This window comes from Kitasatospora mediocidica KCTC 9733 (assembly GCF_000744225.1).
Taxonomy (GTDB): Bacteria; Actinomycetota; Actinomycetes; order Streptomycetales; family Streptomycetaceae; genus Kitasatospora; species Kitasatospora mediocidica.
Map to the genome: position 1 here is coordinate 25,390 of NZ_JQLN01000004.1, position 23,509 is coordinate 48,898.

The window sequence follows — 23,509 nt, forward strand, 5'->3', positions numbered from 1 at the left end:
GGGTCAGTCCTCGTCGACGAGGTGACCGGCGACGTAGTCCGTGAGGCGGCCGATCGAGCTGAGGTCGTCCAGGCTGAGGTGCTCGATGTCGACTTGGATGTCGAGCGACTCCTCGATTTCCAGGACCAGTTCGATGGTGCCGGCCGAGGTGAGGCCGAGGTCCTCGAAGAAGCAGACGTTCTCCAGGTTCTCGGGAAGCTCGCGCTTGAGGACGCGGGGCAGCACCTCCTCGATGCCGCGCAGGATGCGGCCGCGCAGCTCGGCGTCGACCGGTCCGGTGCCGACCAGGTCGGTGGTGGTGGAGAGGGCGGAGTCTGACATGGGTGAACCGTCCCGTGGTGGATGAGGTGGCTACGGGTGCGGAGCGCTGCGACGATCGCCCCGATGACGGCACGTCAGTGCCGGATGGCCATGGCCGAGAAGGTGGCGCCGACGCCGGCGGCGGCGATCAGGTAGTGATCGCCCGGCCGGAGCATTCCGCCGGTGACGGCGGTGCGGAGGTTGATAAAGGCGTCTGCGGCAAAACTGTGCCCCACCGAGGGCACGTTGTCCAGCACCACCCGGTCGAGCGGATAGCCCAGCCGACGGCAAATCATGCGCCAGGATGCCTGGTTGACGTTGTGCGGAAGCAGCAGCGCGATCCCGGAGAGGTCCAGACCTGCCTGATCGAGGGCGGCTTCCATGGCCTCGATCATGGTGGAGTGGTACTCCTTCTGGTAGCGCGCCAGCAGCTCCGGGTCCTCGGCCAGCCGGCCGTCGAACTCGGGCCGCTGGCGGACCGCGTAGGAGAGCACCCGGTCGCGGGTGCCGCCCGGAGCGACCAGGCAGGCCGCCGAGGCCTCCGCGAAGATCGCGGTCTCCGGGACGAGCTGGGCGTCCCGGGTGAAGGTCTTCTCCCCCGCCACCACCAGGGCCAGCGCCGACGGATCACCGTCGTCCTCCAGCAGTCGCCCGGCGAGGTCGACGGCCAGCAACGAAGCCGCGCATGCCTGGTGGGTGACGGTGAAGGCGTTGGCATGGGTGAGGCCGAAGCGCTCCTGGAGCTGGTGCAGGGGGTTGAGCGGATAGGGCACCGCGACCGGCATGCTGCGCGCATGCAGCAGGTACCGGACGCGGTGTTCGTTGCCGCGCAGTTCGGGCAGCGCCCGGACTGCGGCGTCCAGCAGGTCGAGCAGCGTCCCGTCCGGGTCCAGGCGTACCTGGTCCAGGCCGTGGAAGCGGCGAAAGAGTCGAAGTTGACGTGGGGTCAGGCCGATCCGCGCGCCCACGTCCTCGATCGGAACGAGTCGTGGGGGGAAGTGGACTGCCACTGCCTCCAGTGCGGTCACCCGGGCTAGTATTCCCACGCTCCGCAGGTCGCACAAGTGATCACCGACCCGGAGACCTCCCTTTCGCCCCCGTGCCGTCGAGCAGGTGGAGCCCCGATGACTGATTTCCGGCCTTCCTTCGTACACCCTGACATCGATTCGGACTTGTCACCCGACACACCGTCCGCGCCGCCGTCCACGGTGGACCCGGAGCTCGCGGCGCTGCTGGTCGCAGCCGCCGACGCGTTGCCCGAATGGGCAGAGTTGGTGATACCGCAGGCCCGTCTCGACGCCGATCTGGCCCTGGACGAAACCGAGTTCGCCGTCCTGGACACGCTGCTGCGGGAGCGTTTCGGCGTCGACCTGGGCGCGCTGCGGGCGGGCCTTGACCTGGATGCGCTGGCCGCGCTGACCGTCGGCGACCTGGCGGAGCTGGTGCGCCGATGAGCCGCTTCCTGCTGGTGGTGCCCCCGCTGACCGGGCACGTCAACCCGGCGGCCGGGATCGCGAAGGAGCTGGTCGCACGCGGCCACGAGGTGGCCTGGACCGGCACCGAGACGGTGTTGCAGCCGCTGCTGGGCCCGGACGCGCGGGTCTTCGGCACCGGCACCCGGGCGTTCCGGGCGCTGGGCGGCCACGGTCTGGCCTCGCTGCGCTCGCTGTGGGAGGGCTTCATCGTCCCGTACGCGCGGTTCACCATGAAGCCGCTGGACACGGTGGTGCGGGAGTTCCGGCCCGATGCGCTGCTGGTGGACCAGCACACCCCGGCGGGCGCGCTGATCGCACAGCGGCACGGACTGCCGTGGGCGAGCCTGGCGCCGGGGGCGATGGAGCTGGGCCGCCCGTACCGGGCCCTGCCACGGGTCGAGGCCTGGATGACGGACCAGTTGGAACGGCTGTGGCAGCGGGCCGGGCTGCCCGCCGCCGAGTTCACCGACCCGCGCTTCTCGCCGCACCTGGTGCTGGCCACCACCGGCCGGGCGTTGCTGGGCGACCTGCCGGCGCTGCCGCAGTACGCCCTGGTGGGACCGGTGTTGACGCGGCGCCCGGCGGATCCCGCGTTCCCCTGGGAGCGGCTGGACCCCGGCCGGCGCACCGTCCTGGTCACCATGGGAACCATGTCGGACGCGGTCGGCGCGGACTTCCTGGACCGCACCGTCCAGGCCCTGGCCCGGGACGGCAAGGGCGTCCAGGCCGTGATCGCCGCTCAGCGCGGGGCACTTCCCGCCGACCTTCCGGACTCCGTGCTGGTGGTCGACAGGGCGCCGGTTCTGGAGCTGCTGTCGAAGGGCGCGCTGGACGCGGTCCTCTGCCATGGTGGGATGAACACCGTGGGCGAGTCGCTGGCGCACGGCGTCCCGCTGCTGATGGCGCCGATCCGCAACGACCAGCCCTTCGTGGCGCAGCGGGTCGCCGAAGCCGGGGCCGGCCTGCGGGTTCCGTTCTCCCGCGTCGGCCCCCAGGGCATCGCCGAGCGGCTTCGGCAGGTGCTCGACGAACCCTCCCACCGCAAGGCTGCGGAGCTGCTCGGGCGTCAACTGATGTCCGGCGGAGGGGCAGTGGCGGGCGCCGAGCGACTGGAGGCACTGGTCGCGGACTCGCCGACATCATCCCGTTGAATTGGTCTAGGCCATTGCTCTTCGGGTACCCAGCATCTACTGTGAAGCCGAAGCACCGGTTCCCAGGAGCCCCCGCACCCCATCCCAGCACGGGAGTTCTGGTTGATCGAGACCAAGGGACTTCGTAAGTCCTATCCGTCCGGAAGACGCGGCCAAACCGTTGTCGATGCCGTCCGCGGTATCGATCTGGACGTCCGAGCAGGTGAGATCTTCGGATTCCTCGGCCCCAACGGCGCCGGGAAGACGACCACACTGCGCATGCTCGCCACGCTCATTCGCCCGGACGGCGGCGAAGCCCTGATCGCCGGCGCCGACCTGCTGGCCGACCCGGCCGAGGTCCGTCGGCGGATCGGTTACGTCGCCCAGGGCGGCGGCACCACCGACGTGGTCACCGCCCGCGAGGAACTGGTCTTGCAGGCCCGGATGTACGGCACCGGCAAAGCCGAAGCCCAGCAACGGACCGAAGACGCCCTCAAGGCCTTCGACCTCACCGAGTTCGCCGACCGTCCCTGCAGCACCTACTCCGGCGGCCAGCGCCGCCGGGTGGACATCGCCCTCGGGGTGATCCACGCCCCGCAGGTGCTGTTCCTGGACGAGCCGACGGTGGGCCTCGACCCGGCCAGCCGCGGCCAGGTGTGGGCCGAGATCAAGCGGTTGCGCACCGAGGGCATGACGGTGGTGGTGACCACCCACTACCTGGAGGAGGCCGACGCGCTCTGCGACCGGGTCGCGATCGTCGACCACGGCCAAGTCGTCGCCGAGGGCACGTCCGAGGCACTCAAGCGCGAGATCTCCGGCGACGTCGTCCTGCTCGGCATCGCCGCCGGCGAGAGCGGGCCCGCAGCTGACGCGCTGCGCGACCAGCCCTACCTGGACCGGCTGGAGCTGCAGGGCGAGGACGGCCTACGGCTCTACCTGCAGGACGGCGCCGCGGCCATTCCGCAGCTGCTGCGCGTCCTCGACGGGGCGGGCGTCGTCCCCAGGACCGTGCAGCTTCAACGGCCGAGCCTGGACGACGTGTTCCTGGCCCGTACCGGCCGCTCCATCGACCAGTCCTGACAATCCCTGGGGTCCCTTCCGTGAAGCTCGCCCGTGACACCTGGCTGGTCTTCCAGCGGCAGCTGCTGCTGATGTGGCGTACACCGATCTGGATCGCCGTCGGGGTGATCCAGCCGATCTTCTACCTGCTGCTGTTCGCTCCGCTGCTCAAGAAGGTCCTCGAACCCATGGGTGCCACCACCTATGCCGCGGCCTACCAGATCTACGTCCCAGGCCTGTTGGCGGTGCTCTGCATCTTCGGCGGGCTGTACACCGGATTCAGTCTGCTCGGCGAGTTGAAGGCCGGCGTCATCGAGCGCTCCCGGGTGACCCCGGTCAGCCGGCTCGCCCTGCTGCTGGGGCGGGCGCTGCGCGAAGTGGTGGCGCTGCTCGTGCAGGCGGTGCTCATCACGCTGATCGCGCTGCCGTTCGGCCTGCGTGTGGACCCGCTGAACCTGTTGCTGGCCTACCTGTTGCTCGGGCTGCTGGCGCTGATGACCTCGGCCATCTCGTACGGCATCGCCCTGGTCCTGCCCAACGACTCCGCGATGGCGCCGGTGGTGAACACCCTCGCCCAGCCGATCGCCCTGCTCTCCGGGGTGCTGCTGCCGCTGGCGCTCGCGCCGATGTGGCTGCAGACGATGGCCAAGTGGAACCCCTTCTACTGGGCGGTGGAGGGCATGCGGGCGCTGTTCTCCGGCAACATCGGCGACAGCGTGGTCTGGCAGGGGCTGCTGATCGTCGTGGTGATGACGACCGGGGCGGTCTACTGGTCGGCCCGGCTGTTCTCGACCCGGATCCGGTAGCGGCGTCCGGTCAAGGACGAAGGGGGAGGGGCCGGGTTCGCACCCGGCCCCTCCCCCTTCGTTCGCTGCGCTCAGCCTGTCGCCTCGCGGGCTGCGGACTCCCGGACGAAGTCGGCCAGCCGGGCCACCCCCACCTCGATCTGCCGCTCGTTCAGGGCGCTGATGGAGAGCCGCAGGCGGCGCTCACCGCCGCCCGCCGGGTAGAACGGGGCCATCGGGGTCCACAGCACTCCGTGATCGCGCGCGCAGCGTTCCATGGCGCTCTCGTCGGCGGTGAACGGCACGTCCAGGACGGCGAAGAAGCCACCCTCGGGCTCGTTCCAGGACAGGCCCAGCCCGGCCCGCTCGGCCGCCGGAAACTTCCGCTCCAACTCCCGTAGCAGCACGGTGAGGTTGGCAGCGTAGTAGGCGCTCGCGGGAGCGTTGGCGGCCCGCAGCCGGCAGTCGTGGCGCAGCAGCATGCCGCCGATCACGGCCTGGCTGAGCGCCGGGGTGTTGACCGTCGTCATGCTCTTCAGCTTGGCCAGTTCGTCGGCGAGCAGGCCGGTCCTGCCGTCCGGTGCGACAACCTCCTGGTCGGCGACGACATAGCCGAGCCGGGCGCCGGGGAAGCAGGTCTTGGCGAAGGAGCCGAGGTAGACCACCTGGCGGCGGCGGTCCAGGGCCTTCAGGGTGGGCCGCTCCCCGGGCTCCCGGGCGAAGAAGCCGTACGGGTTGTCCTCGATCACCAGCAACCCCTGTTCGGCCGCCGCCTCCAGCAGTGCGGCCCGGGCCTCCAGCGGCATGCTGGTTCCGGACGGGTTGGCGAAGTCGGGGACCACGTAGAGCGCCCGCGGGCGGCGGCCGGAGGCCCGTACGGCGCGGGCCGCCTCGTGCACGGCCCGCGGGTCCGGGCCGCCCTCGGGGCCTTCGGGGACCGGGACCGTCGCCAGGTCGAGCAGCCGGGCGGCGCCGGTGACGCCGACGTAGCAGGGCGAGCTGACCAGCAGGACGTCCTCGGGCGTGGCGCAGAGGGCGCGCAGCACCAGCAGCATGCCCTCCTGGGCGCCGACGGTGAGCACCAGCGCCTCGGGGGCCACGTCCAGGCCCTCGTCGTTGGCGAGGGTGCGGGCGACCAGGTCCGCGATGATGCCCTTGGTCGGCCCGTACTGGAACAGCGCGGTGCGCACCGCGCTGCGGCTCAGACCGCGATCGGCGAGGTGGGCGAGGTAGCTGTCCAGGTACTCGTGGACGCTCTCTGGCTCGAAGAAGCCCTCGTGCGGGCGGCCGGGGGCGAAGGAGAGTGCGTCCGGATAGCGCTCGGTGACCTCGTTGAGGAAGGTCATCGCGTCCAGCAGCGGGTCGGCGAGGCTGGCGTGCAGCTCGCCCAGCGGCAGCGGGGCGATCGGCGGACCGGCCGGCGTCTCGGCGCTCACAGCAGGCCCTCCCGCAGCCGCTCGGCGGCGTACCGCTGGGCGTCGCGGCCGTCGTCCAGGACGCCGGCCATGGCGAAGAAGCCGTGCGGCATGCCCGCGTAGCGGCGGGCCTGAACCGGCACGCCGGCGGCCCGCAACGCCTCGGCGTAGAGCTCCCCCTCGTCGCGCAGCGGGTCGTACTCGGCGGTGATCACGGTGGCCGGCGGCAGCCCGGCCAGCGAGGGGGCGCGCAGCGGCGAGGCCAGCGGGTCGGCGCCGTCGGCCGGGTCGGCCAGGTAGTGGTCCCAGTACCAGGCGACCGAGCGGCGGTTGAACAGCAGCGGGTCGTCGTGCTCGCGGACGGACGGGGTGTCCGCGCCGTGGTCGGTGTTGGGGTAGACGAGCAGTTGGTGGCGCAGCGCGGGGCCGCCTCGCTCGCGGGCGATCAGGGTGAGCGCGGCGGCCAGGTTGCCGCCGGCGCTGTCGCCGCCCACGGCCAGCCGCCCGGGGTCGATGCCCAGGTCGGCGGCGTGCTCGGCGGTCCACTCGGCGGCGGCGGCGACATCGTGGACGGCGGCCGGAAAGGGGTGCTCCGGGGCGAGTCGGTAGCCGACCGAGACGGTGACGCAGCCGACGGCGTTGGTGAGCCGGCGGCAGATCGCGTCGCCGGTGTCGAGGGAGCCGAGGGTCCAGCCGCCGCCGAAGAGGTAGAGCAGGGCGGGCAGCGGACCGTCCGGGACGGCGTCGGCGGCCGGGCGGTAGACCCGCAGGGTCAGCGGTCCGCCGGGGCCTGGGACGGTGAACTCCTCGACCGCGCCCAGCGGTTCCGGGTTCCCGGCCGAGGCCTGGATGTCGGCGAGGTCGGCGGCACGCGCCTCGGCGGTGGTGAGGGAGTAGAGCGGAGGCGTACCGGCCGCGGAGCGCTGCCGGCGCAGGGCCTCGGCCTGGGGGTGCAGTGGCAAGGGATGTCCTGGATTGGTCGGCGGCCGACGGTCAGTGGCGGCGGCGGTCGGGGGCTGAGGTGGCGGTGGCAGGAGCGGCAGGTCCGAAGCCGGTCGGCCGGGCCACCGCGGTGTGGTCGAGATCGGCCAGCCGTGGCCGGCCCAGCAGGGCCATCGTGTCGTCGAGTTCGGCCTGCAGGAGACCGAGGACCCGGGCGACGCCGTCCTCGCCGTCGGCGGCCAGGCCCCACAGGACCGGGCGGCCGATCAGGACGGCCCGGGCGCCGAGGGCGATCGCGAGGGCAACATCCGTGCCCGTCCGGACACCGCCGTCGAGCAGAACGGGCAGATTCGGCCCTGCCGCGGCGACCACTTCGGGCAGAGCCGCGAGGGTCGCCAGGGCACCGTCGAGTTGGCGGCCGCCGTGGTTGGAGACCACGACCGCGTCGACGCCGTGCTCGGCGGCCAGCCGGGCGTCCTCGGCGGTCAGGATCCCCTTGAGGACGATCGGCAGCTTGCTGCGCTCGCGCAGCCAGGACAGATCCGCCCAGGTCAGGGTGGGGTCGAACTGCTCCCTGGCATGGTCGGCGATGCCCGAACTCCCCTCGCCGGCCCGGTGGCTGGCGGCCATCAGGGCCTGGTCGAGGTTGACGGCGCGGATGTGCGCGGGGACGGCGAAGCCGTTGCGGGCGTCGCGCAGCCGCCGGCCGATCCGGGGGGCGTCCACGGTCAGCACCAGGGCGCGGAAGCCGGCTGCCTCGGCCCGCTCCAGCAGGGCGGCCAGCGCGTCGCGGCGGCGCAGCCAGTACAGCTGGAGCCAGAGCGGGCCGGTGGCGGCCTCGGCGATGGACTCCAGGGTACGGCTGGCGAAGATTCCGGCGACCAGGAGCGCCCCCTCGCGGCCGGCCGCACGGGCGGTGGCGACCTCGCCCTCGGGGTGGAACAGCTGGTGGTAGGCCATCGGGGCGACGCCGATCGGGGTCCGCAGCCGGCTGCCGAGCAGGGTGAGGCCCTGGTCGGTGCCGGAGACGTCGACGAGCGTGCGCGGGCGCAGCCGGCAGTGGTCGAACTGGGCCCGGTTGGCGGCGAGGGTCCGTTCGGCGCCGCTGCCCCCCTGGACGAAGTCCCAGATTTCGGCGGGGAGTCGGGCGCGGGCCGCGCGTTCGACGTCCGCCAGTTCGAGTGGTCCCACGGGCTGCCTTTCCAGCAGGCCTCGCTCGGGCCGGCTCCGACTCAGCAGCGTAGGAGGCCGATCACCGATTGGTATAGACCTTGCTTTCGCTCGATCGTCTGTGCAATCGTCAGGAATAGAACCAACCCCGCTGATTGTGACCGATGTCCATACAACCTCCCCTTCGTGGAGTGGCGTTGACCGGCTCTTCCTCCCCTCCTCCCCGGCCGGCCGGGGCCTCGCAAGCCAAGGCCCCGCACGACTGGGTGGATCACATCCTCCTGGCCGGCCCCGATGACGAGGAGTGCCTGCGCCTCGGTACTCCCGTGAACCGCGCCACCCTGCGCGCCCTCGTCGCCGAGCAGGCCGAACGGCTCACCGCCGCCGGCCTGTCGAGCGGCGGCACGGCCGCGCTGCGGCTGGCGCCCTCGCTCGGCTACACCGCCGCGCTGCTCGCCTGCTGGCGGCTGGGCGCGCAGGCCGTCCTGCTGGACCACCGGCTCACCGACCACGAGGTCGCGCTCGCCGTCGAACGGCTGGCGCCCCAGGTCCTGGTGGAGTCGGCGCACCGCCCTGCGGCGAAGCTGCGCGGCTTCGCCGAGACCGACCCCGTGCCGGTGGCGCTGCCGGGCGGCCGACCGGCTGCGACCGGCCACGCCCTGGTGCAGCTGAGTTCGGGGTCGACCGGTCCGGCCAAGGTGATCGCCCGCACGGCCGACGACCTGCTGCGCGAGCTCGACTGCTACCGGCGCCTGGAGCTGTTCCCCAAGGCCGGGGAACGGGTCGTCCTGCTCTCCTCGGTCGTCCATGTCCTGGGCCTGGTCGGCGGGTTGCTCAACAGCCTGCACGCCAGGGCACCACTGACCGTCCCCGAGCGGATGACGACGGCGGGCATCCTGGCCACGATCGCCGAGGACGACCGGCCGACCACCGTGATCGGGGTCCCGTTCCACGCCGAGCTGCTGGCCGGTGCGACCGCTCCCCCGCCGCTGCCGCAGCTGCGCCGGATGATCGTCGCCGGCGAGCTGGTCCGCCCGGGACTGCCCGCCGCCTTCACCGCCCGGTACGGTGTGCCGCTGGGCACCATGTACGGCATGACCGAACTCGGGGTCATCGCCACCGACCTCGACGGCAGCCTCCACCCCTGGGCCGAACCGGTCCACGGCATGGACCTGCGCGAGGACGGCGGCGAACTGCACATCGCCATGGCCGCCTCCCCCTACCCCGGCCTGCGCGACCCCACCCGCTGGTCGGACGGCCGGCTGCACACCAGGGACGCCGCCCGGATCGACCCGGAGACCCGCCGGGTCACCGTGCTCGGCCGGCGCGACTCCCAGGTCTCCATCGGCGGCCTCAAGGTCGACCTCACCGAAGTCGAGCAGACCCTCGCCGCCCTGCCGCAGGTCCGCGAGGCCGTAGTGGTCTTCGTGGACGGCGCCATCGAGGCGTACCTCGCCACCGAGCACGCCGCCGACGCCGACCCCGCTGCCGTCCACGACACCGTGCACGACGCCCTGACCCGCGAACTGGCCTCCTACAAGCGGCCGCGGCAGCTCTCGTTCCTCCCCGCACTGCCCCGCACCGCCACCGGCAAGCTCGTGCGCGACACCACCGCCCTGCGCGCCGCCGCGGCACCCGCCACCGACGCGGTCGCCGCGCCCGCGCTCTGACCCACCGCACGCACCACCGCACCGGTCCCGATCCAGCACGAGGAGTACCACCATGCAGGAGCGCATCCACGAGTTCGTCCTCGCCGCACTCACCGAGATGCAGTACGACGTCTCCGAGGTCACCGGCGAGACCGACCTCGGCCCGGCCGGGCTCGACCTCGAGTCGCTGGCCCTCGCCGACCTGTCGGTGCAGATCGAGGACGCGTTCGGCGTCACGTTCGACCTCGACGAGATGGAGACCACCGCGCTGATGACCCTCGACCAGTTCACCGCCGACGTGGCCCGACGGGTCGCCGCCGCCCAGGCCGTCTCCGGCAGCCCCGCGTGAGTACGCCGGCGCTGCCGGACCGGGCCGAGGTCGTGTCGATGCTGGCGGCGTTCGGGCAGCGCGCCGCCGACAGCGTTCCCGAGACCCTCGGATCACTCGAACTCACCTGGCTGACAGCCGAGTTCGAGCAACGCTACGCGGTCGAACTGGAACTCTCCGACGAGCAGTTCGAGGCCGTCCGCACGGTGGACGACGCCGTCGCGGTGCTGCGTGCGGCCGTCCTCGCCGCCGCCCCCGTCGGCGCGGTCCCCGGAGCCGGTGGGGTCACGCGATCATGAGCACCAGCGCACCGCCGGCCGTCCGGCCGGTGTTCACCGGTCTCGGGGTGCTCAGTGCCTTCGGCTCCGGGCTCGCCCCGCTGGCGGCCGCGACCGTACACGGCAGGTCCGGCGTCACCGAGGTGACCCGCTTCGACGTCAGTCGGCGCGGCACCCGGCGGGCAGCCCTGCTGCCCGATCCGCCGCCGCTGGCCCGCGCGGTACTCGGCGTCATCGCCGACGCGTGCCGGCAGGCCGGGCTGCCCGCCGGGCCCGGTGACACGCCCCTGCTGCTCGCCCTGCACAGCGATCTGCGCACCCGCGAGGTGACCGAGGCTGTGGCCAAGGGCGTTGCCGCCCTGGGGCTGCCCGGGGTGACCCGGGTCTACACCGGCGCCTGCGTGGCCGCCGCCACCGCGGTGGCCGATGCGGCGGCCCTGGTCGCCTCCGGCCGGCACCCCCGGGTGCTGGTCGCGGCCGGCCACCTGGTGGAGCCGGGCGTCTTCGCGGCCTTCGACGCGGGCCGGGCCCTGGCCCGCGACGGGGAACTGCGGCCGTTCAGCGCCGGGCGCACCGGCACCGTGCTCGGCGACGCCGCGGCTGCCGTGGTGATCGAAGCGGACACGGCCGCCGGACAGCGCGGCGCGCGCTCGCTGGCCCGACTCGCCGGCTGGGGCCGATCCGGGGACGCCCACCACGTGTGCCGGCCACGCCCCGACGGTGAGGGAGTGGCCCGCGCCGCCCGGTCCGCGCTGGCCCGGGCGGGTGTCGCCCCGGCCGAGGTGGGCTACGTCAACGCCAACGGCACCGGTTCACCGACGTCCGATCTGGCCGAAACCCGGGCGCTGCGCGAGGTGTTCGGCGACGCCCTGGACGAACTCCCGGTCAGCTCCAGCAAGTCCGTGCACGGCCACGCCCTCGAAGCCTCCGCACTGCTCGAACTCATCGTCACCATCGCGGCGTTGGGCAGCGAACGGCTACCGGTCAACGCCGGCTGGCTGGGCCCCGACCCGGAGATCGGCCTGAACCTCGTCCTGGAGGGACCGCACGAAGGCCGTCCCCGCTACGCCCTGAGCCTCAACTCGGCGTTCGGCGGCGCCAACACCGCACTCCTGGTCGCCGCCGCATGAGCCGACTGCGCACGCTCGCCACCGCAACCTGGCCGCACCCGCAGGGACCCCGCGAGCTGCCTCCGCTGCCCGGCTTCTCGGCCTCGACCTTCAACCCCCTGGTCGCGGCCGTCGCCGAGCTCTGCCTCACCCGGCACCGGGACACGAACCCGGCGGGGGACCACCCGTCCCCGCCGGGCACGACCGACCGCACCGGGCTGCTGCTCGCCAGCGCCGGAGGCGACCGCGCCACCGCGCTGGCCATCGAGAGCGCCGCCGCCGCCGACCGCCGGATGCCGCCGCTGCTGTTCTTCCAGTCCAACCCCAACGCCGTCCTCGGGCACATCGCCGCCCGCTGGGGACTGACCGGCCCGGTCGTCGCCATCAGCCCGCGGGAGGCTGCCGCACCCGGCCAGATCCCGGCGGACGCACTGGAGTTGGCCGCTCTGCTCCTCGCGGACGGCGACGCCGACCAGGTCCTGGTCATCGCCGCCGAGCAGGCCGAGCAGGCCGAGCAGGCCGGCGACACCGACCACGCCACCGCCGTCCTGGTCACCTCCGCATGACCGCGTGACCCACCGACGCGTCCCCTGACCGCGCATCCACGCGCACACCCACACCCCGTCCGTACCCGTCCCGGACACCGCACACGTACCAGCACGGCCAGCACCACGAGAGGGATCCATCACCGTGAGCATCCGCAGTATCCGCAGCCTTCTGGCGAGCGATCCGGACGTCGGCGCAGGAAACGTGCTGACCAGCAGAGTCTCCCTGGGCATCGGTCTGGACGACCCGCTGCTGACCTTCGACACCGCGGTGGACGGCCACGCCGCCTGGGAGCCCTTCACCCTGCGCGAGGTCGACCGGGCCGTCCGGGCCAGGGCGGCCGCGCTGCACGCGCTCGGGGTCGGCCGGCGCGACCCGGTGGTGGTGTACGCGACGGCCGCCGCCGACCACGTCCTGTCCTTCCTCGCGCTGGCGCGCCTCGGCGCCGTCCCGGCGCTGCTCAACCCCAGGGTGGAGGGCGAGCGCGCGGCCCGCTACATCGCCCGGCTCGGCGCCGTCGGCATCCTCACCGACCCGGAGCACCGGGCCGAGCTGGCCGGGTACGACCCGGTGGCCCCGGTCCTCGCCGACGCCACCGAGCTCGGCTCCGGCGACCCCGACGCGGCGCCCGAGCCGTACCGGCACGCGGCGGACGACCCGGTGGCCATCACCCACTCCTCCGGCACCACCGGCATGCCGAAGGCCGTGGTGCACTCGCACGCGAGCCTGTACGCGGCGATCCGCCACCGTGCCTCGCTGCCCCGCCCGCAGGGGTCGGACCGGATGCTGAGCGCCCTGCCCGCCCCGCACGCGGCCACTCTCATCGCGGTGAACTTCGCACTCACCGAGCACAGTGAACTCGCCCTGCTCTCCGAGCAGTCCGGTGCCGCCGTGCTGGACGCCGTCGAGAGCTGGCAGCCACGCGGCGTGATCGGTTTCGCCGCCACCTGGGCCGACCTGGCCCGCCACGACCTGGCCGCCCGCAGGCTCGACACCGTGGCGTTCTGGTGGAACACCGGGGACTGCGCGCACGAGGCGCACATCCGCCGGCTGATCGCCACCGGCTCGCGCGAGACCGTCACCCGCCAGGGCCGCGGCCGCGAGCCGGGCTCGGTGTTCGTCGACGGTCTGGGCTCGACCGAGATGGGCCACTCGCACTTCTTCATCACCCACGCCCCCGGTACCGAGAAGTACGGCCGCTGCGTCGGCCGTCCGCACACCTTCGTGGACTGCGAGGTGGTCGGCCCGGACGGCGAACCGCTCGGCCCGGGCGAGGTCGGCGAACTCGCCACCGCCTCACCGACCCTGGCGCTCGGCTACTGGAACGACTCGGTCACCACCTACCGCACCCGGCTGCGCGGCCGGTTCCTCACCGGTGACCTGATGTACCGGGACGAGGAGGGCTTCTACTACCACGTCGACCGCCTGGTGGACTCGGTCGACCTGGGCGACGGCAGGCGGCTGTACACCGCGATGTCGGAGGAACGGGTGCTGGCCCGCGTCCCCGGCGTCCTGGACTGCACGGTCGTCGCGGTGAAGGACGGCGGCCGGGTGGTCACCGACGTGCTGCTGACCCTCGCGGACGGCGCCGACCCGGCCGTCGACCGCACCAAGGACGTCGTCGCCGCCCTGGACGAGCACTCCGCCGCCACCGTGCGCTCGGTGCTGGTCGTCGCCGCGCAGGACATCCCGCTCGGCCCGACCGGCAAGGTCCGCAAGGTCCTGCTGCGCGAGCGCTACCTCGCCTCGGTGGCCGGCCGATGACCCGGACCGCGCGCAGGCCGGGAGCCGTCGTCACCGGCATCGGCCTGGTCACCCCGCTGGGCCGCAAGCCCGCCGAGGTCTTCGAGGCGCTGACCGCCGGGCACAGCGGCATCGTCGCCGTGCCGGAGGGCCACAGCGCCCACGGCTGGCTTCCCGCCGCCGGGATCGCCCCGCACATCGAGGGCCGGGAGGTGCTGCCGCCCCCCGAGACCCGCTGCGTGGACCGCTTCGTGCTGCTGGCGATGGCGGCCGCGGACGACGCGTTGGCCGACGCCGGACTGGTGGTCGGCCGCGACGTCGACGCCCGCCGTACCGCGGTGGTGCTGGCCACCGGCGGCGGCGGTCTGGAGACCTTCGAGCAGCAGTCCCACCGACGGCTGGAGCGCGGCCGGCCCGGCGTCAGCCCCTACCTGCTGCCCGGGATGCTCTCCAACATGGCGACCGCCCGGGTCGCGATCAAGCACGGGATCCGCGGCTACAGCACCACGATCGTGACCGCCTGCGCGGCCGGCGCCCAGGCGGTGGCCGAGGGGCTGCGGCTGATCAGGGCCGGCGACGCGGACGTGGTGGTGTGCGGCGGAACCGAGTCCTCCCTTCACCCGACCATCGCCGCATCGTTCACCAACGCCCGTGCGCTGGCCCAGGGCTGGGACGACCCGGCGCAGGCGAGCCGGCCGTTCGACGCCCGTCGCAACGGCTTCGTGCTGGGCGAGGGCAGCGGCGTCCTGGTGCTGGAGAGCGCCGAGCACGCGGACGCCCGCGGGGCGGCCGGGTACGCCGAGCTGATCGGCTGGGGCTCGACCACCGACGCCCACCACCCGACCATGCCGCGCCCGGACGGCGAGGGCGCGGCCGACGCCATGCGCACCGCACTCGCGAGCGCGGGCCTGGACCCGTCCGACATCGGCTACGTCAACGCGCACGGCACCGGCACCAAGATCGGCGATGCCGCCGAGAGCGCCGCGCTGCGCGCCGTCTTCGGGGCGGACGGCCCGGCCGTCAGCTCCACCAAGGGCGCCACGGGCCACCTGCTGGGCGCCGCCGGGGCGGTGGAAGCCGCCGTCACCGCGCTGACGGTGGCCCGTGGCCTGCTGCCCCCGACCCTCAACCTGGCGCAGCCCGACCCGGCCTGCGCCCTGGACCACGTCCGCGGCGCCGCCCGACCCGTCGAGCTGCGGGCCGCGCTGAGCAACGCCTTCGCGTTCGGCGGCCACAACACCAGCCTGATCTTCGGGCCGACGCCCACCCGCACCGCCAAGTAGACCGCCGCCGCCTGCCGCGCGCCCCGCCCCGGCATCGCCTCTCCGCTCTCAACTCCTTCTGCCAGGAGCTCCGTTGTCCATCCAGACGATCACCCATGTCGAGTACCACTGCGCGGACGCCGCGCAGACCGCCGCCGACCTCCATACCGGTTTCGGCTTCCTGCCCGACGCCGAGCAGCCCGTCCCGGTCGCGGGCGAGCGCCGCATCCATGTCCACCAGGGCACCATCCGACTCCGGCTCAGCTCCGCCGACGCGGCCGACCACCCGGTGGCCCGCTACGTCGACCGGCACGGCGACGGCGTGGCCGCGCTGGCGCTCGGCTGCGCCGACCCGCGGGCCGCGCTGGAGCGGGCCGAGCGGCACGGCGCCGTGGTGCTGGACCGGGCCGGCGGCCTGATCGCCGGCTTCGGCGACACCGCGCTGCGCTTCGTGCCGCTCCAGGACGCGCCCACCGCACCGGGCGAGCTGCTGGACGCCCTCGACCACGTCGCCGTCTGCGTCCCCGCCGGGCAACTCGCGGACTCCGTACGGTTCTGCGAGGCCGCGTTGGGCTTCCACCGGATCTTCGGCGAGTACATCGAGGTCGGCGAGCAGGCGATGGACTCCAGCGTGGTGCAGAGCGCGTCCGGGGACGTCACGTTCACCCTGATCGAGCCGGACACCAGCCGCCGCGCCGGACAGATCGACACCTTCCTCGCCGACCACGACGGCGCGGGCGTCCAGCATCTGGCGTTCCGCACCCACGACATCGCCACCGCCGTCCTGACCGCCAGGGCCCGCGGCGTGGAGTTCCTCTCCACCCCCTCCACCTACTACGACGGGCTGGCCGAGCGCCTGGGCGGCACCGCGATCCCGGTCGGGACGCTGCGCGAACTGGACGTGCTGGTGGACCAGGACCACGGCGGCCAGCTGTTCCAGATCTTCGCCCGTTCCACCCACCCGCGGCGGACCTTCTTCCTCGAAGTGATCGAGCGCCAGGGCGCCGGCACCTTCGGCACCGCCAACATCAAGGCCCTCTACGAGGCCGTCGAGCGCCAGCGCACCGCCGCTTCCGCCTGAACTCCGAGGAGGAACACCCCATGACCACCGCACCCGAGTTCGTCCTGACCGAGGCCGAGCGCGCCCTGCTGCCCACGCCCGAGGAGATCGCCGGCTACCGCGAGCACGGCTGGTACCTCTCCCACCGGCTGTTCACCGACGAGGAGTTGGACACCCTCCAGGCCGCCACCGAGAAGTACTACGAGGGCCACCGCGACCGCACCCTCGCGGTCCGTCCGCCGAACCTGGCCTCCTGGGACCCCTCGCACGGACCGGTCCAGCGGCACAACGACTACGTGCACCACGAGAGCGACGCGATCGCCACGATCCTGCGCAAGCCGCTGGTCGGCGCCGTCGCCGCGCTGCTCGCCGGGACCGAGGAGATCCGAATCTTCCAGTCGACCCTGATCTTCAAGCCGCCGGTGCCCGAAGAGCCCTCCAACCAGGTGCCATGGCACTTCGACAAGCACTACTGGCACACCTCGTCCTCCGAACGGATGCTGACCGCCTTCATCCCGTTCCACGACTGCGGGGAGAAGAACGGCACCATCACCATGGTCGACGGCAGCAACCGCTGGAAGGAGCTCCCCTCCGGGGAGGACTCCACCCGGCATTTCGCCCAGCGCGACCGCTCCGAGCTGGAGTCGATCCTCACCGCCAACGCGCACCACAACGGCGAGGAGGTGCGCAAGGTGCCGGTGGTCATCCCGCGCGGGCACGTCAGCTTCCACCACTGCCGCACCTATCACGGCAGCGGCGCCAACCTGGCCGACACCCCGCGCCGGGCGATATCGCTGCACCTGCAGGACGGCGCCAACGAGTACCGCCACGCCACCCGCCCCGACGGCAGCCCGGCTTCGTACAACCACGACGTGGTGGTCCGTCGCACCGCCGACGGCCGGCCGGACTACGCGGACCCGGAGATCTGCCCGGTGGTCTGGCGGGGAGAGCTGTGACCAGCCCCGCCGACTCAGCCGGCCTCGGCTCACCCGCCGGGCGCTACCGGATGCTGCGACTGATCCGCGGCTTCGAGGAACTCGCGCTCGACCTGGTCAGGTCCGGGGCGATCACCGGCGGCATCCACCCGTACATCGGGCAGGAGGCCGTGGCGGTCGGGGTCTGCGCCGCGCTGCGCCCGCAGGACCGGATCACCTCCACCCACCGAGGCCACGGCCACGTCCTGGCCAAGGGCGCGGCACCGGACCGGCTGCTCGCCGAACTCCTGGGCCGTACCAGCGGGTTGAACCAGGGCCGGGGCGGTTCGATGCACGCCGCCGACTTCTCGCTCGGCATCCTCGGCGCCAACGGCATCGTCGGCGCGGGCGGCCCGATCGCGGTCGGAGCCGCCTGGTCGGCCCGGCAGGCCGGCGAGGACCGGGTCGCCGTCGCGTTCTTCGGCGACGGCGCGCTCAACCAGGGCGTCCTGCTGGAATCGTTCAACCTGGCCGCGATGTGGCAGCTGCCGGTGCTGTTCGTCTGCGAGAACAACGGGTACGCCACCACGCTGCCGGCCGCCACCGCAGTGGCCGGCAGCGCCACCGGCCGGGCCGCGGCCTTCGGGATCCCGGCCGCCGAGGTCGACGGGATGGACACCGAGGCCGTCCGCAGCGCCGCCACCGAAGCCGTCACCCGGGCGCGCGGCGGAGGCGGCCCCGGCTTCCTCGAGTGCCGCACCTACCGCTTCGAGGGGCACCACACCATGGAGCGGCTGATGAAACTGCACTACCGCACCGCCGAGGAGATCGCCGACTGGCGCGAGCACGACCCGCTGCCGCGGGCCGCCGCACTGCTGCCCGACGGCCTGGCCGCGAAGCTGGACGCCTCGGTCCGCGAACAGCTGGCCGCCGCCGAGCAGTTCGCCCTCGGATCCGAACACCCCGATCCGGAGCGCGCCTTGGACCACCTCTACGCCGACGGCCTGCGCCCGCGAGCGGGGTCGACGGCATGAGGCTCTCCTACACCAAGGCACTCAACCGGGCGCTCACCGACGCCCTCGCCGAGGACCCGGCGGTCTGCGTCTTCGGCGAGGACATCGGCGCCGGAATGGCCGGGCCCACCCTCAACCTGCTGGACCGCTTCGGCCCGGGCCGGATCGTCGACACCCCGCTCTCCGAGCAGGCCTTCACCTCGATGGCGATCGGCGCGGCACTGACCGGACGGCGGCCGGTGATCGAGTTCCAGATCCCCTCGCTGCTCTTCCTCGTCTTCGAGCAACTCGTCAACCAGGCGCACAAGTTCTCCCTGATGACTGGCGGCCAGACCGGCGTCCCGCTCACCTGCCTGGTGCCGGGCTCCGGCTCCCGGGACGGCTGGGCCGGACAGCACTCCGACCACCCGTACAGCCTCTTCGCCCACGCCGGGATGAAGACCGTCGTGCCGGCCACCCCCACCGACGCCTACGGGCTGCTGCGGTCGGCGATCGCCGACCCGGACCCGGTGATCGTGTTCGCCCCGGCCGCCGCCCTGCCGGTGCGCGAAACCGTCACCTGGGAGCTCGCGCCGATCCCGCTGGGCTGCGCCCGGATCCACCGCGAGGGCACCGACGTCACCGTGGTCGCCGTCGGCCACCTGGTGCACGACGCGCTGGCCGTCGCCGAGGAACTCGCCCCGGAGATCTCCGTCGAGGTGTTCGACCCGCGCACCCTCCACCCCTTCGACTGGCCGGCCCTGGCCGCCTCACTGGAACGCACCGGCCGCCTCGTCGTCATCGACGACTCCAACCGCAGCTGCGGCATCGGCGCCGAAGTCCTCGCCACCGCGGCCGAGGAGATGCGTCTGGTCGCCCCGCCCCGGCGGATCACCCGGCCGGACGGCACCGTGCTGCCGTTCGCCCCGCAGCTCGACCGCGCCCTGCAACCCCACCGCGACCAACTGCGAAGGGCCCTGCGCGCCGTCATGAAGTAGCCCCCCGTCCGGAGCACCACCCACGACAAGGACCCGGCTCGGTGAACCGCAGTACCAGGACCGAACTCCGCTCGCTCACAACCGCGTTGCGCGCCGCCCTGACAGCGGCCACCGAGGACCGGATCTTCTACGATCTGGCCGGTATCGCCCGCCGCTACGCCGACCTGGTGGCCGAACTGCCGGGCGTCGAGGTCCGGTTCGCCATGAAGGCCTGCCCGGTGGACGAGGTGCTGGCCGAACTGGCCACGCTCGGAGCCGGTTTCGACGCGGCCAGCCCGAACGAGATCACCCAGGCCCTGCGCACCGGCGTACCGGTGAGCCGGGTGCACTACGGCAACACCGTCAAATCCGACCAGGGCATTGCCGAGGCGTACCGCCTGGGTATCCGGGACTTCGCCACCGACAGCCTCTCGGACATCACCGCGATCGCCGAACACGCCCCGGGCTCCCGGGTGTTCTGCCGCCTCGCCACCAGCGGCGAGGGCGCGCTCTGGGGACTGAGCCGCAAGTTCGGCTGCTCGGCGGCGGACGCCGTCCGGGTGCTGACGGCCGCCCGGGAGGCCGGGCTGACCCCCGCCGGGCTCTCGGTCCACGTCGGCTCGCAGCAACTGACCTCCAAGGCCTGGGTGGCGGCCTTCGAGCTGCTCGGCGACGTGCTGGCCGAGCTCGGACAGCACGGGATCCGGCTGGACCACATCAATCTCGGCGGCGGCCTGCCCGCCCTGGGGTACGTCGACCGGCATGGCACCGCCCTCGACCCGCCGCTCGACGAGATCTTCCCGGTCCTCCGGGAGGGCATCGACCAGCTACGCCAACTGCACGGCGGCGAGCTGGACTTCCTCCTGGAGCCCGGCCGCCACCTGGTCGCCGACCAGGGCGCGATCCGGGCCCACGTCTACCGGCTGACTTCCCGTCAGCAGCCGGACGGCGAGCGGCAGTACTGGCTCTACCTGAGCTGCGGCAAGTTCAACGGCCTCTACGAGATGGACCAGGTGCAGTACCGGCTGGTCTTCCCGACCCACCCGGACCCGGAGTACGTCCCAGCCGTGGTGGCCGGCCCGACCTGCGACAGCGACGACACCTTCCCGCACGGGCAGACGACCGGCCGGATACCGGTGCCCCGGGCGCTGGCCTCCGGCGACCCGGTGTGGATCCTCTCCAGCGGTGCGTACGCCGTCAGTTACCTCACCCAGGGCTTCAACGGCTTCGCCCCACTGCCGTACACGGTACTGCCCGGCTGACGTCGAACGGACCCCGAAAACAGCACCTCACCCGCCGAACGAGTGAATCCCGGTGACGGCTTCGCGCCGCGTGCTCTCCGCACCCACCCCGGCGTCCGGGACACCTCGACAGCGGCACGACAGCAGCACTCGAACGGGCTCTCGCCGCATGCGCGCTGGACTCCACCCCCGGCCCACCACCCGCCGCAACCGTCCGCAGAGGTCCCTGTCCGGCGCCGAGGGCGTGCTCGAAACGTCCCCATTCGACCCGGGCTCGCCCGGAGCCAATCCGCTTGAACACGGCACTCGAACAGCACCATCATCGGACCCTTCCGGCCCGCAGCACATCCACCAACTCGCCTCTCCATGAATCCACTTGGGGATTCGGCGGGTGCGAACGGGCGGTTCACCGTGCTCACCACGCTCCGCGACCGAAGACCGTTCGATGAACGGCTCTCTGCCGCCTACCGGTTGGAGTTCCGAAATGCAGTCCCTTCGCCAGGCCGTGGCCGTCATCGTCCACAACGAGAGGACGGGCCAGGTCGCCTGCCTCCACTACGCGAACGAGAGCTGGACCAAGACCCCCGTGTGGACGATCCCCGGCGGCAAGGTCGAGGAGGGCGAGCGCCTGGACGAGGCCGCCGCCCGCGAGCTGCTGGAGGAGTCCGGGCTTGTCGTCCCGCCGCAGGAGCTGCGGCTGGTCCACACCGTCCAGGTCAGGGCCGGCTGGGACGGCAAGGGGCCGTTCCTGCTCTCGGTCTTCGCCACGACCTCCTGGCAGGGCGAGTTGACGAACACCGAGCCGGACAAGCACCTCGCGGTGGTGTGGAGGGACGCCACCGATCTACCGTCCCCGATGTTCCCCACCTCGCACACCGCCCTCACCGCCTACCTCGACGGCGGCCGCGGCTTCTCCACCCACGGCTGGGACAGCGACGTGGACCCGCGCGCCCTGGTCGCCCGATAACGCTCGCGATAACGCCCGGCCGCCACCAGGCGCGCCCCCGGCAGGGCTAGTGCCGCGTCGGGCAACCTTTGCCCGTCTAGGAGCGGGTCCCCCAGCCTTCGGCCGGGAGGTGCCCCCCTGGTGCGTGCTCTCGGCGTGCCGGCCGGAAGTCCTCGTACTGGACGTACTTGGGCATTCGGCCGGTGCGGCGAGAGTGCGTGCCGGGCGTCGCGACGGGGCGAAGGTTGCCTGACGCGGCACTAGCTGCCAGGGGCATGCGGGGGCCGGTCAGGGGTCGGGAACGGTCAGGAACCCGGGGCGAGTTGGACGAACTTGGCCTCGCTGGGAACACCGGCGTCGTCGAGCAGGAAGAGCATGTAGTACCCGGGCGGCGCCGCCTGCGCCGACGGCGGCGTCTTCAACTCCAGTCTGTTGCCCGAGCGACCGGTGATCTGGAGCTCCAGGTGCCGCTGGCTGGTGTCCACCGAGTGGGTGGAGGTGATGGGCGCGACCAGGACGGCTCGGCTGACCCGGGACGGTGTGGTGGTGGTGACCTTGAACGCCGAGTCGTACCCCAACGGGCGGCTGGGCGCCTTGCTGAGCACCGGGCGCGGGCCCTGGTGCAGGTAGGGGGGTTCGTAGATCTCGATGGTGCCGTTCATGCCCGACTTGATGTCGGGGTTGTTGGCGATCTGCTGGAGTTCGTCGCCGGTGACCATGATCCGCCCGTCCGGCAGCAGGACGGCGTTGGAGTGGTAGCCGCGCGGCAGGCGCTGCACCGGGCCGAGGGTCCAGCGGCCCTGGGCGTCGCGCAGTTCGGTCTGCCGGTACTTGAGGTCGGCGTTGGGGTTGTACGGGCCGTTGCCGTAGTCGCGGATGTCGTAGGAGCCGTTGACGGTGAACAGGTTGCCGTTCGGCAGGATCAGCGTGTCGTCCTGGGTCCGGCCGAAGGCCCGCTGACTGTCCGTGGTCCAGGCGCCGTTGGAGAACCGGTAGGTGTTGCGGTCGTTGCGGTTGCCGCCCAGGATCAGGACGGAGTCGGGACCGGCGGTGCCGCCGGGCAGGGCGACGGCGGCACCGTAGTTGCGCAGTCCGCCGTCGGGGCGGTCCGGCAGCTTGCCGCGGGACTCGTCGGCGGGGTTGAACGTCCACTGCTGGTCGGAGTCGCGGCCGAAGCCGTAGACCTTGCCGTCCCGCAGCGAGAAGAGGTGCGGGTAGTCCATCCGGTAGGGGGCGTCCGTCTTCCACTGGTCCGACGGGAGGCCGTCCGGGATGCTGCCGGGCGTGTAGGAGAGGTCGACGCCCTTGGCGGGGAAGCGCTCGATGAGCGGCGTCGGGGTGCCCCAACCCAGCTCGGACTGGCCGGACATGACGAGCAGACGGCCGTCGGCCCCGGTGACCACGGACGGGTACCAGCGGCCCACCGCCAGGTCCTGTTGCTGGTGCCAGGTCTCCGTCCACGGGTCGAAGACCAGGGCCAGCTTGGCGCCCGTGCCGCCGTTGCCACCCAGGTTGCCGCCGAAGACGCCGAGCATGCCGTTGGACAGGTAGGAGTGGCCCGCGCAGAAGAACGGCGCCGGCCGCGGCTGACCCGTACCGTCCGGCATGTCGACGACCGGCGGCGGGACCGCCTTGAACGCCGCGGGGCCGCTCCCCTTCGAGGGGTCCCAGAGATAGGCGCGGCCGGCGTTCTGGCGGCCGATGACATCGGTGGGCGCGGTCTCCTTCTGTGGGTTGTCCTCGACGCTCTCGAACGAGAACGCGAGGACCTTGCCGGTGGGCAGCAGAGCGATGTGCGCCCCGAACTCCGGCGTGGGGAAGTAGTCCGTGAACTTGCCCACCAGTGCGGGGTCGAAGCCGGCGTTGATCTGTGCCTGCGAGGCGGTCAGCGCGTTGAACCGGTTGGTGCGGGTGGTCTGCGGATAGTCGGTCTGCACCGCCCGCAGGCCGATCCGGTCGCGCGCCATCGACTCGGCGGCCGGGCGGCCGAACGCCTCGACCTCGCCGGGGCGCAGCTCGGCTCGCACCTGCTCGTCGGTGATCCGCAGGCCACCGGTCTCGCCGAATCGATCGGCGGCGAGCGGGGTGGGCGGGGGCGCGGCCGAGGCGGTGGTGGTCGCCAGTACCAGAGCTGCGGCGCAGGCCGCCAGTAGACCTGACAAGGGTCTGCGTGTCATCGGCACTCCTA

23 protein-coding genes are annotated in these 23,509 nt (G+C 72.7%); 17 read left to right on the forward strand and 6 right to left on the reverse strand.

Going from position 1 to position 23,509, the window contains the following annotated elements; all coding sequences use genetic code 11:
* Positions 1 to 3: 3 nt before the first annotated feature.
* Positions 4 to 321, reverse strand: a complete 318-nt coding sequence (locus BS80_RS08025) for an acyl carrier protein (RefSeq protein ID WP_051966353.1) — start codon at positions 319 to 321, stop codon at positions 4 to 6.
* A 74-nt stretch (positions 322 to 395) separates the two neighbouring features.
* Positions 396 to 1,328 carry a 3-oxoacyl-[acyl-carrier-protein] synthase III C-terminal domain-containing protein gene (locus BS80_RS08030; RefSeq protein ID WP_035794972.1) on the reverse strand — a complete coding sequence of 311 codons (933 nt, stop codon included), beginning with the start codon at positions 1,326 to 1,328 and terminating at the stop codon, positions 396 to 398.
* A gap of 144 nt (positions 1,329 to 1,472) precedes the next feature.
* On the opposite strand from BS80_RS08030, the gene BS80_RS08035 reads away from it, so the two are divergent.
* From BS80_RS08035 to BS80_RS08050, 4 genes are all read left to right on the forward strand, one after another.
* A complete protein-coding gene (locus BS80_RS08035; RefSeq protein ID WP_035794974.1) occupies positions 1,473 to 1,754 on the forward strand; it encodes a hypothetical protein in 282 nt (93 codons plus the stop codon).
* A complete protein-coding gene (locus BS80_RS08040) occupies positions 1,751 to 2,926 on the forward strand; it encodes a glycosyltransferase (RefSeq protein WP_035794976.1) in 1,176 nt (391 codons plus the stop codon). Before BS80_RS08035 ends, BS80_RS08040 begins: the two co-directional genes overlap by 4 nt.
* 102 nt (positions 2,927 to 3,028) lie before the next feature.
* The gene (locus tag BS80_RS08045; RefSeq protein ID WP_035794978.1) at positions 3,029 to 3,985 is read left to right on the forward strand and encodes a daunorubicin resistance protein DrrA family ABC transporter ATP-binding protein; all 957 of its coding nucleotides are present in this window, start codon (positions 3,029 to 3,031) and stop codon (positions 3,983 to 3,985) included.
* A gap of 20 nt (positions 3,986 to 4,005) precedes the next feature.
* Entirely contained in the window at positions 4,006 to 4,770 is a 765-nt protein-coding gene (locus BS80_RS08050; protein ID WP_035794980.1) for an ABC transporter permease, read from the forward strand.
* Positions 4,771 to 4,841: 71 nt separating this feature from the next.
* Here BS80_RS08050 and BS80_RS08055 read toward each other — a convergent pair whose 3' ends face one another.
* The 3 genes from BS80_RS08055 to BS80_RS08065 are packed head-to-tail and all read right to left on the reverse strand — an operon-like array spanning position 4,842 to position 8,297.
* Complete coding sequence (locus BS80_RS08055) at positions 4,842 to 6,185, reverse strand: aminotransferase-like domain-containing protein (RefSeq protein ID WP_051966354.1); 1,344 nt, start codon at positions 6,183 to 6,185, stop codon at positions 4,842 to 4,844.
* On the reverse strand, positions 6,182 to 7,126 hold the full coding sequence (locus tag BS80_RS08060; RefSeq protein WP_035794982.1) for an alpha/beta hydrolase: 945 nt from the start codon (positions 7,124 to 7,126) through the stop codon (positions 6,182 to 6,184). Before BS80_RS08060 ends, BS80_RS08055 begins: the two co-directional genes overlap by 4 nt.
* A 31-nt stretch (positions 7,127 to 7,157) precedes the next feature.
* Positions 7,158 to 8,297 carry an alpha-hydroxy acid oxidase gene (locus BS80_RS08065; RefSeq protein ID WP_035794983.1) on the reverse strand — a complete coding sequence of 380 codons (1,140 nt, stop codon included), beginning with the start codon at positions 8,295 to 8,297 and terminating at the stop codon, positions 7,158 to 7,160.
* A 245-nt stretch (positions 8,298 to 8,542) separates the two neighbouring features.
* Here BS80_RS08065 and BS80_RS08070 point away from each other — a divergent pair, with 245 nt between their 5' ends.
* The 13 genes from BS80_RS08070 (at position 8,543) to BS80_RS08130 (ending at position 21,342) form a co-directional block, all read left to right on the forward strand.
* Entirely contained in the window at positions 8,543 to 9,946 is a 1,404-nt protein-coding gene (locus tag BS80_RS08070; RefSeq protein WP_051966355.1) for a class I adenylate-forming enzyme family protein, read from the forward strand.
* 52 nt (positions 9,947 to 9,998) lie between these two features.
* A complete protein-coding gene (locus tag BS80_RS08075; RefSeq protein WP_035794987.1) occupies positions 9,999 to 10,274 on the forward strand; it encodes a phosphopantetheine-binding protein in 276 nt (91 codons plus the stop codon).
* The gene (locus BS80_RS08080) at positions 10,271 to 10,552 is read left to right on the forward strand and encodes an acyl carrier protein (RefSeq protein ID WP_198045470.1); all 282 of its coding nucleotides are present in this window, start codon (positions 10,271 to 10,273) and stop codon (positions 10,550 to 10,552) included. The genes BS80_RS08075 and BS80_RS08080 overlap by 4 nt, the downstream gene beginning before the upstream one ends.
* A complete protein-coding gene (locus BS80_RS08085; RefSeq protein ID WP_035794995.1) occupies positions 10,549 to 11,661 on the forward strand; it encodes a beta-ketoacyl synthase N-terminal-like domain-containing protein in 1,113 nt (370 codons plus the stop codon). The genes BS80_RS08080 and BS80_RS08085 overlap by 4 nt, the downstream gene beginning before the upstream one ends.
* Entirely contained in the window at positions 11,658 to 12,206 is a 549-nt protein-coding gene (locus tag BS80_RS08090; protein ID WP_035794997.1) for a beta-ketoacyl synthase N-terminal-like domain-containing protein, read from the forward strand. The genes BS80_RS08085 and BS80_RS08090 overlap by 4 nt, the downstream gene beginning before the upstream one ends.
* 124 nt (positions 12,207 to 12,330) lie before the next feature.
* Positions 12,331 to 13,950 (forward strand): class I adenylate-forming enzyme family protein, encoded by a 1,620-nt coding sequence (locus BS80_RS08095; RefSeq protein WP_035794999.1) that lies wholly within the window; start codon positions 12,331 to 12,333, stop codon positions 13,948 to 13,950.
* Complete coding sequence (locus BS80_RS08100; protein ID WP_035795001.1) at positions 13,947 to 15,212, forward strand: beta-ketoacyl-[acyl-carrier-protein] synthase family protein; 1,266 nt, start codon at positions 13,947 to 13,949, stop codon at positions 15,210 to 15,212. The genes BS80_RS08095 and BS80_RS08100 overlap by 4 nt, the downstream gene beginning before the upstream one ends.
* A 73-nt stretch (positions 15,213 to 15,285) precedes the next feature.
* Positions 15,286 to 16,272: a 4-hydroxyphenylpyruvate dioxygenase gene (gene hppD, locus BS80_RS08105; protein WP_035795003.1), complete on the forward strand. Its 987-nt coding sequence runs from the start codon at positions 15,286 to 15,288 to the stop codon at positions 16,270 to 16,272.
* Positions 16,273 to 16,292: 20 nt separating this feature from the next.
* Positions 16,293 to 17,207, forward strand: coding sequence for a phytanoyl-CoA dioxygenase family protein (locus tag BS80_RS08110; protein ID WP_035795005.1), 915 nt, complete (start codon positions 16,293 to 16,295; stop codon positions 17,205 to 17,207).
* Entirely contained in the window at positions 17,204 to 18,199 is a 996-nt protein-coding gene (locus BS80_RS08115; protein WP_332262161.1) for a thiamine pyrophosphate-dependent dehydrogenase E1 component subunit alpha, read from the forward strand. The genes BS80_RS08110 and BS80_RS08115 overlap by 4 nt, the downstream gene beginning before the upstream one ends.
* Entirely contained in the window at positions 18,196 to 19,155 is a 960-nt protein-coding gene (locus tag BS80_RS08120) for an alpha-ketoacid dehydrogenase subunit beta (RefSeq protein ID WP_035795006.1), read from the forward strand. The genes BS80_RS08115 and BS80_RS08120 overlap by 4 nt, the downstream gene beginning before the upstream one ends.
* A 41-nt stretch (positions 19,156 to 19,196) precedes the next feature.
* The gene (locus BS80_RS08125; protein WP_051966356.1) at positions 19,197 to 20,396 is read left to right on the forward strand and encodes a type III PLP-dependent enzyme; all 1,200 of its coding nucleotides are present in this window, start codon (positions 19,197 to 19,199) and stop codon (positions 20,394 to 20,396) included.
* 463 nt (positions 20,397 to 20,859) lie between these two features.
* The gene (locus BS80_RS08130) at positions 20,860 to 21,342 is read left to right on the forward strand and encodes an NUDIX domain-containing protein (RefSeq protein ID WP_035795007.1); all 483 of its coding nucleotides are present in this window, start codon (positions 20,860 to 20,862) and stop codon (positions 21,340 to 21,342) included.
* 284 nt (positions 21,343 to 21,626) lie between these two features.
* Here the strand turns inward: BS80_RS08130 and BS80_RS08135 are convergent, their stop codons facing one another.
* Positions 21,627 to 23,498 carry a galactose oxidase early set domain-containing protein gene (locus tag BS80_RS08135; RefSeq protein WP_035795008.1) on the reverse strand — a complete coding sequence of 624 codons (1,872 nt, stop codon included), beginning with the start codon at positions 23,496 to 23,498 and terminating at the stop codon, positions 21,627 to 21,629.
* Between the last annotated feature and the right edge of the window lie 11 nt (positions 23,499 to 23,509).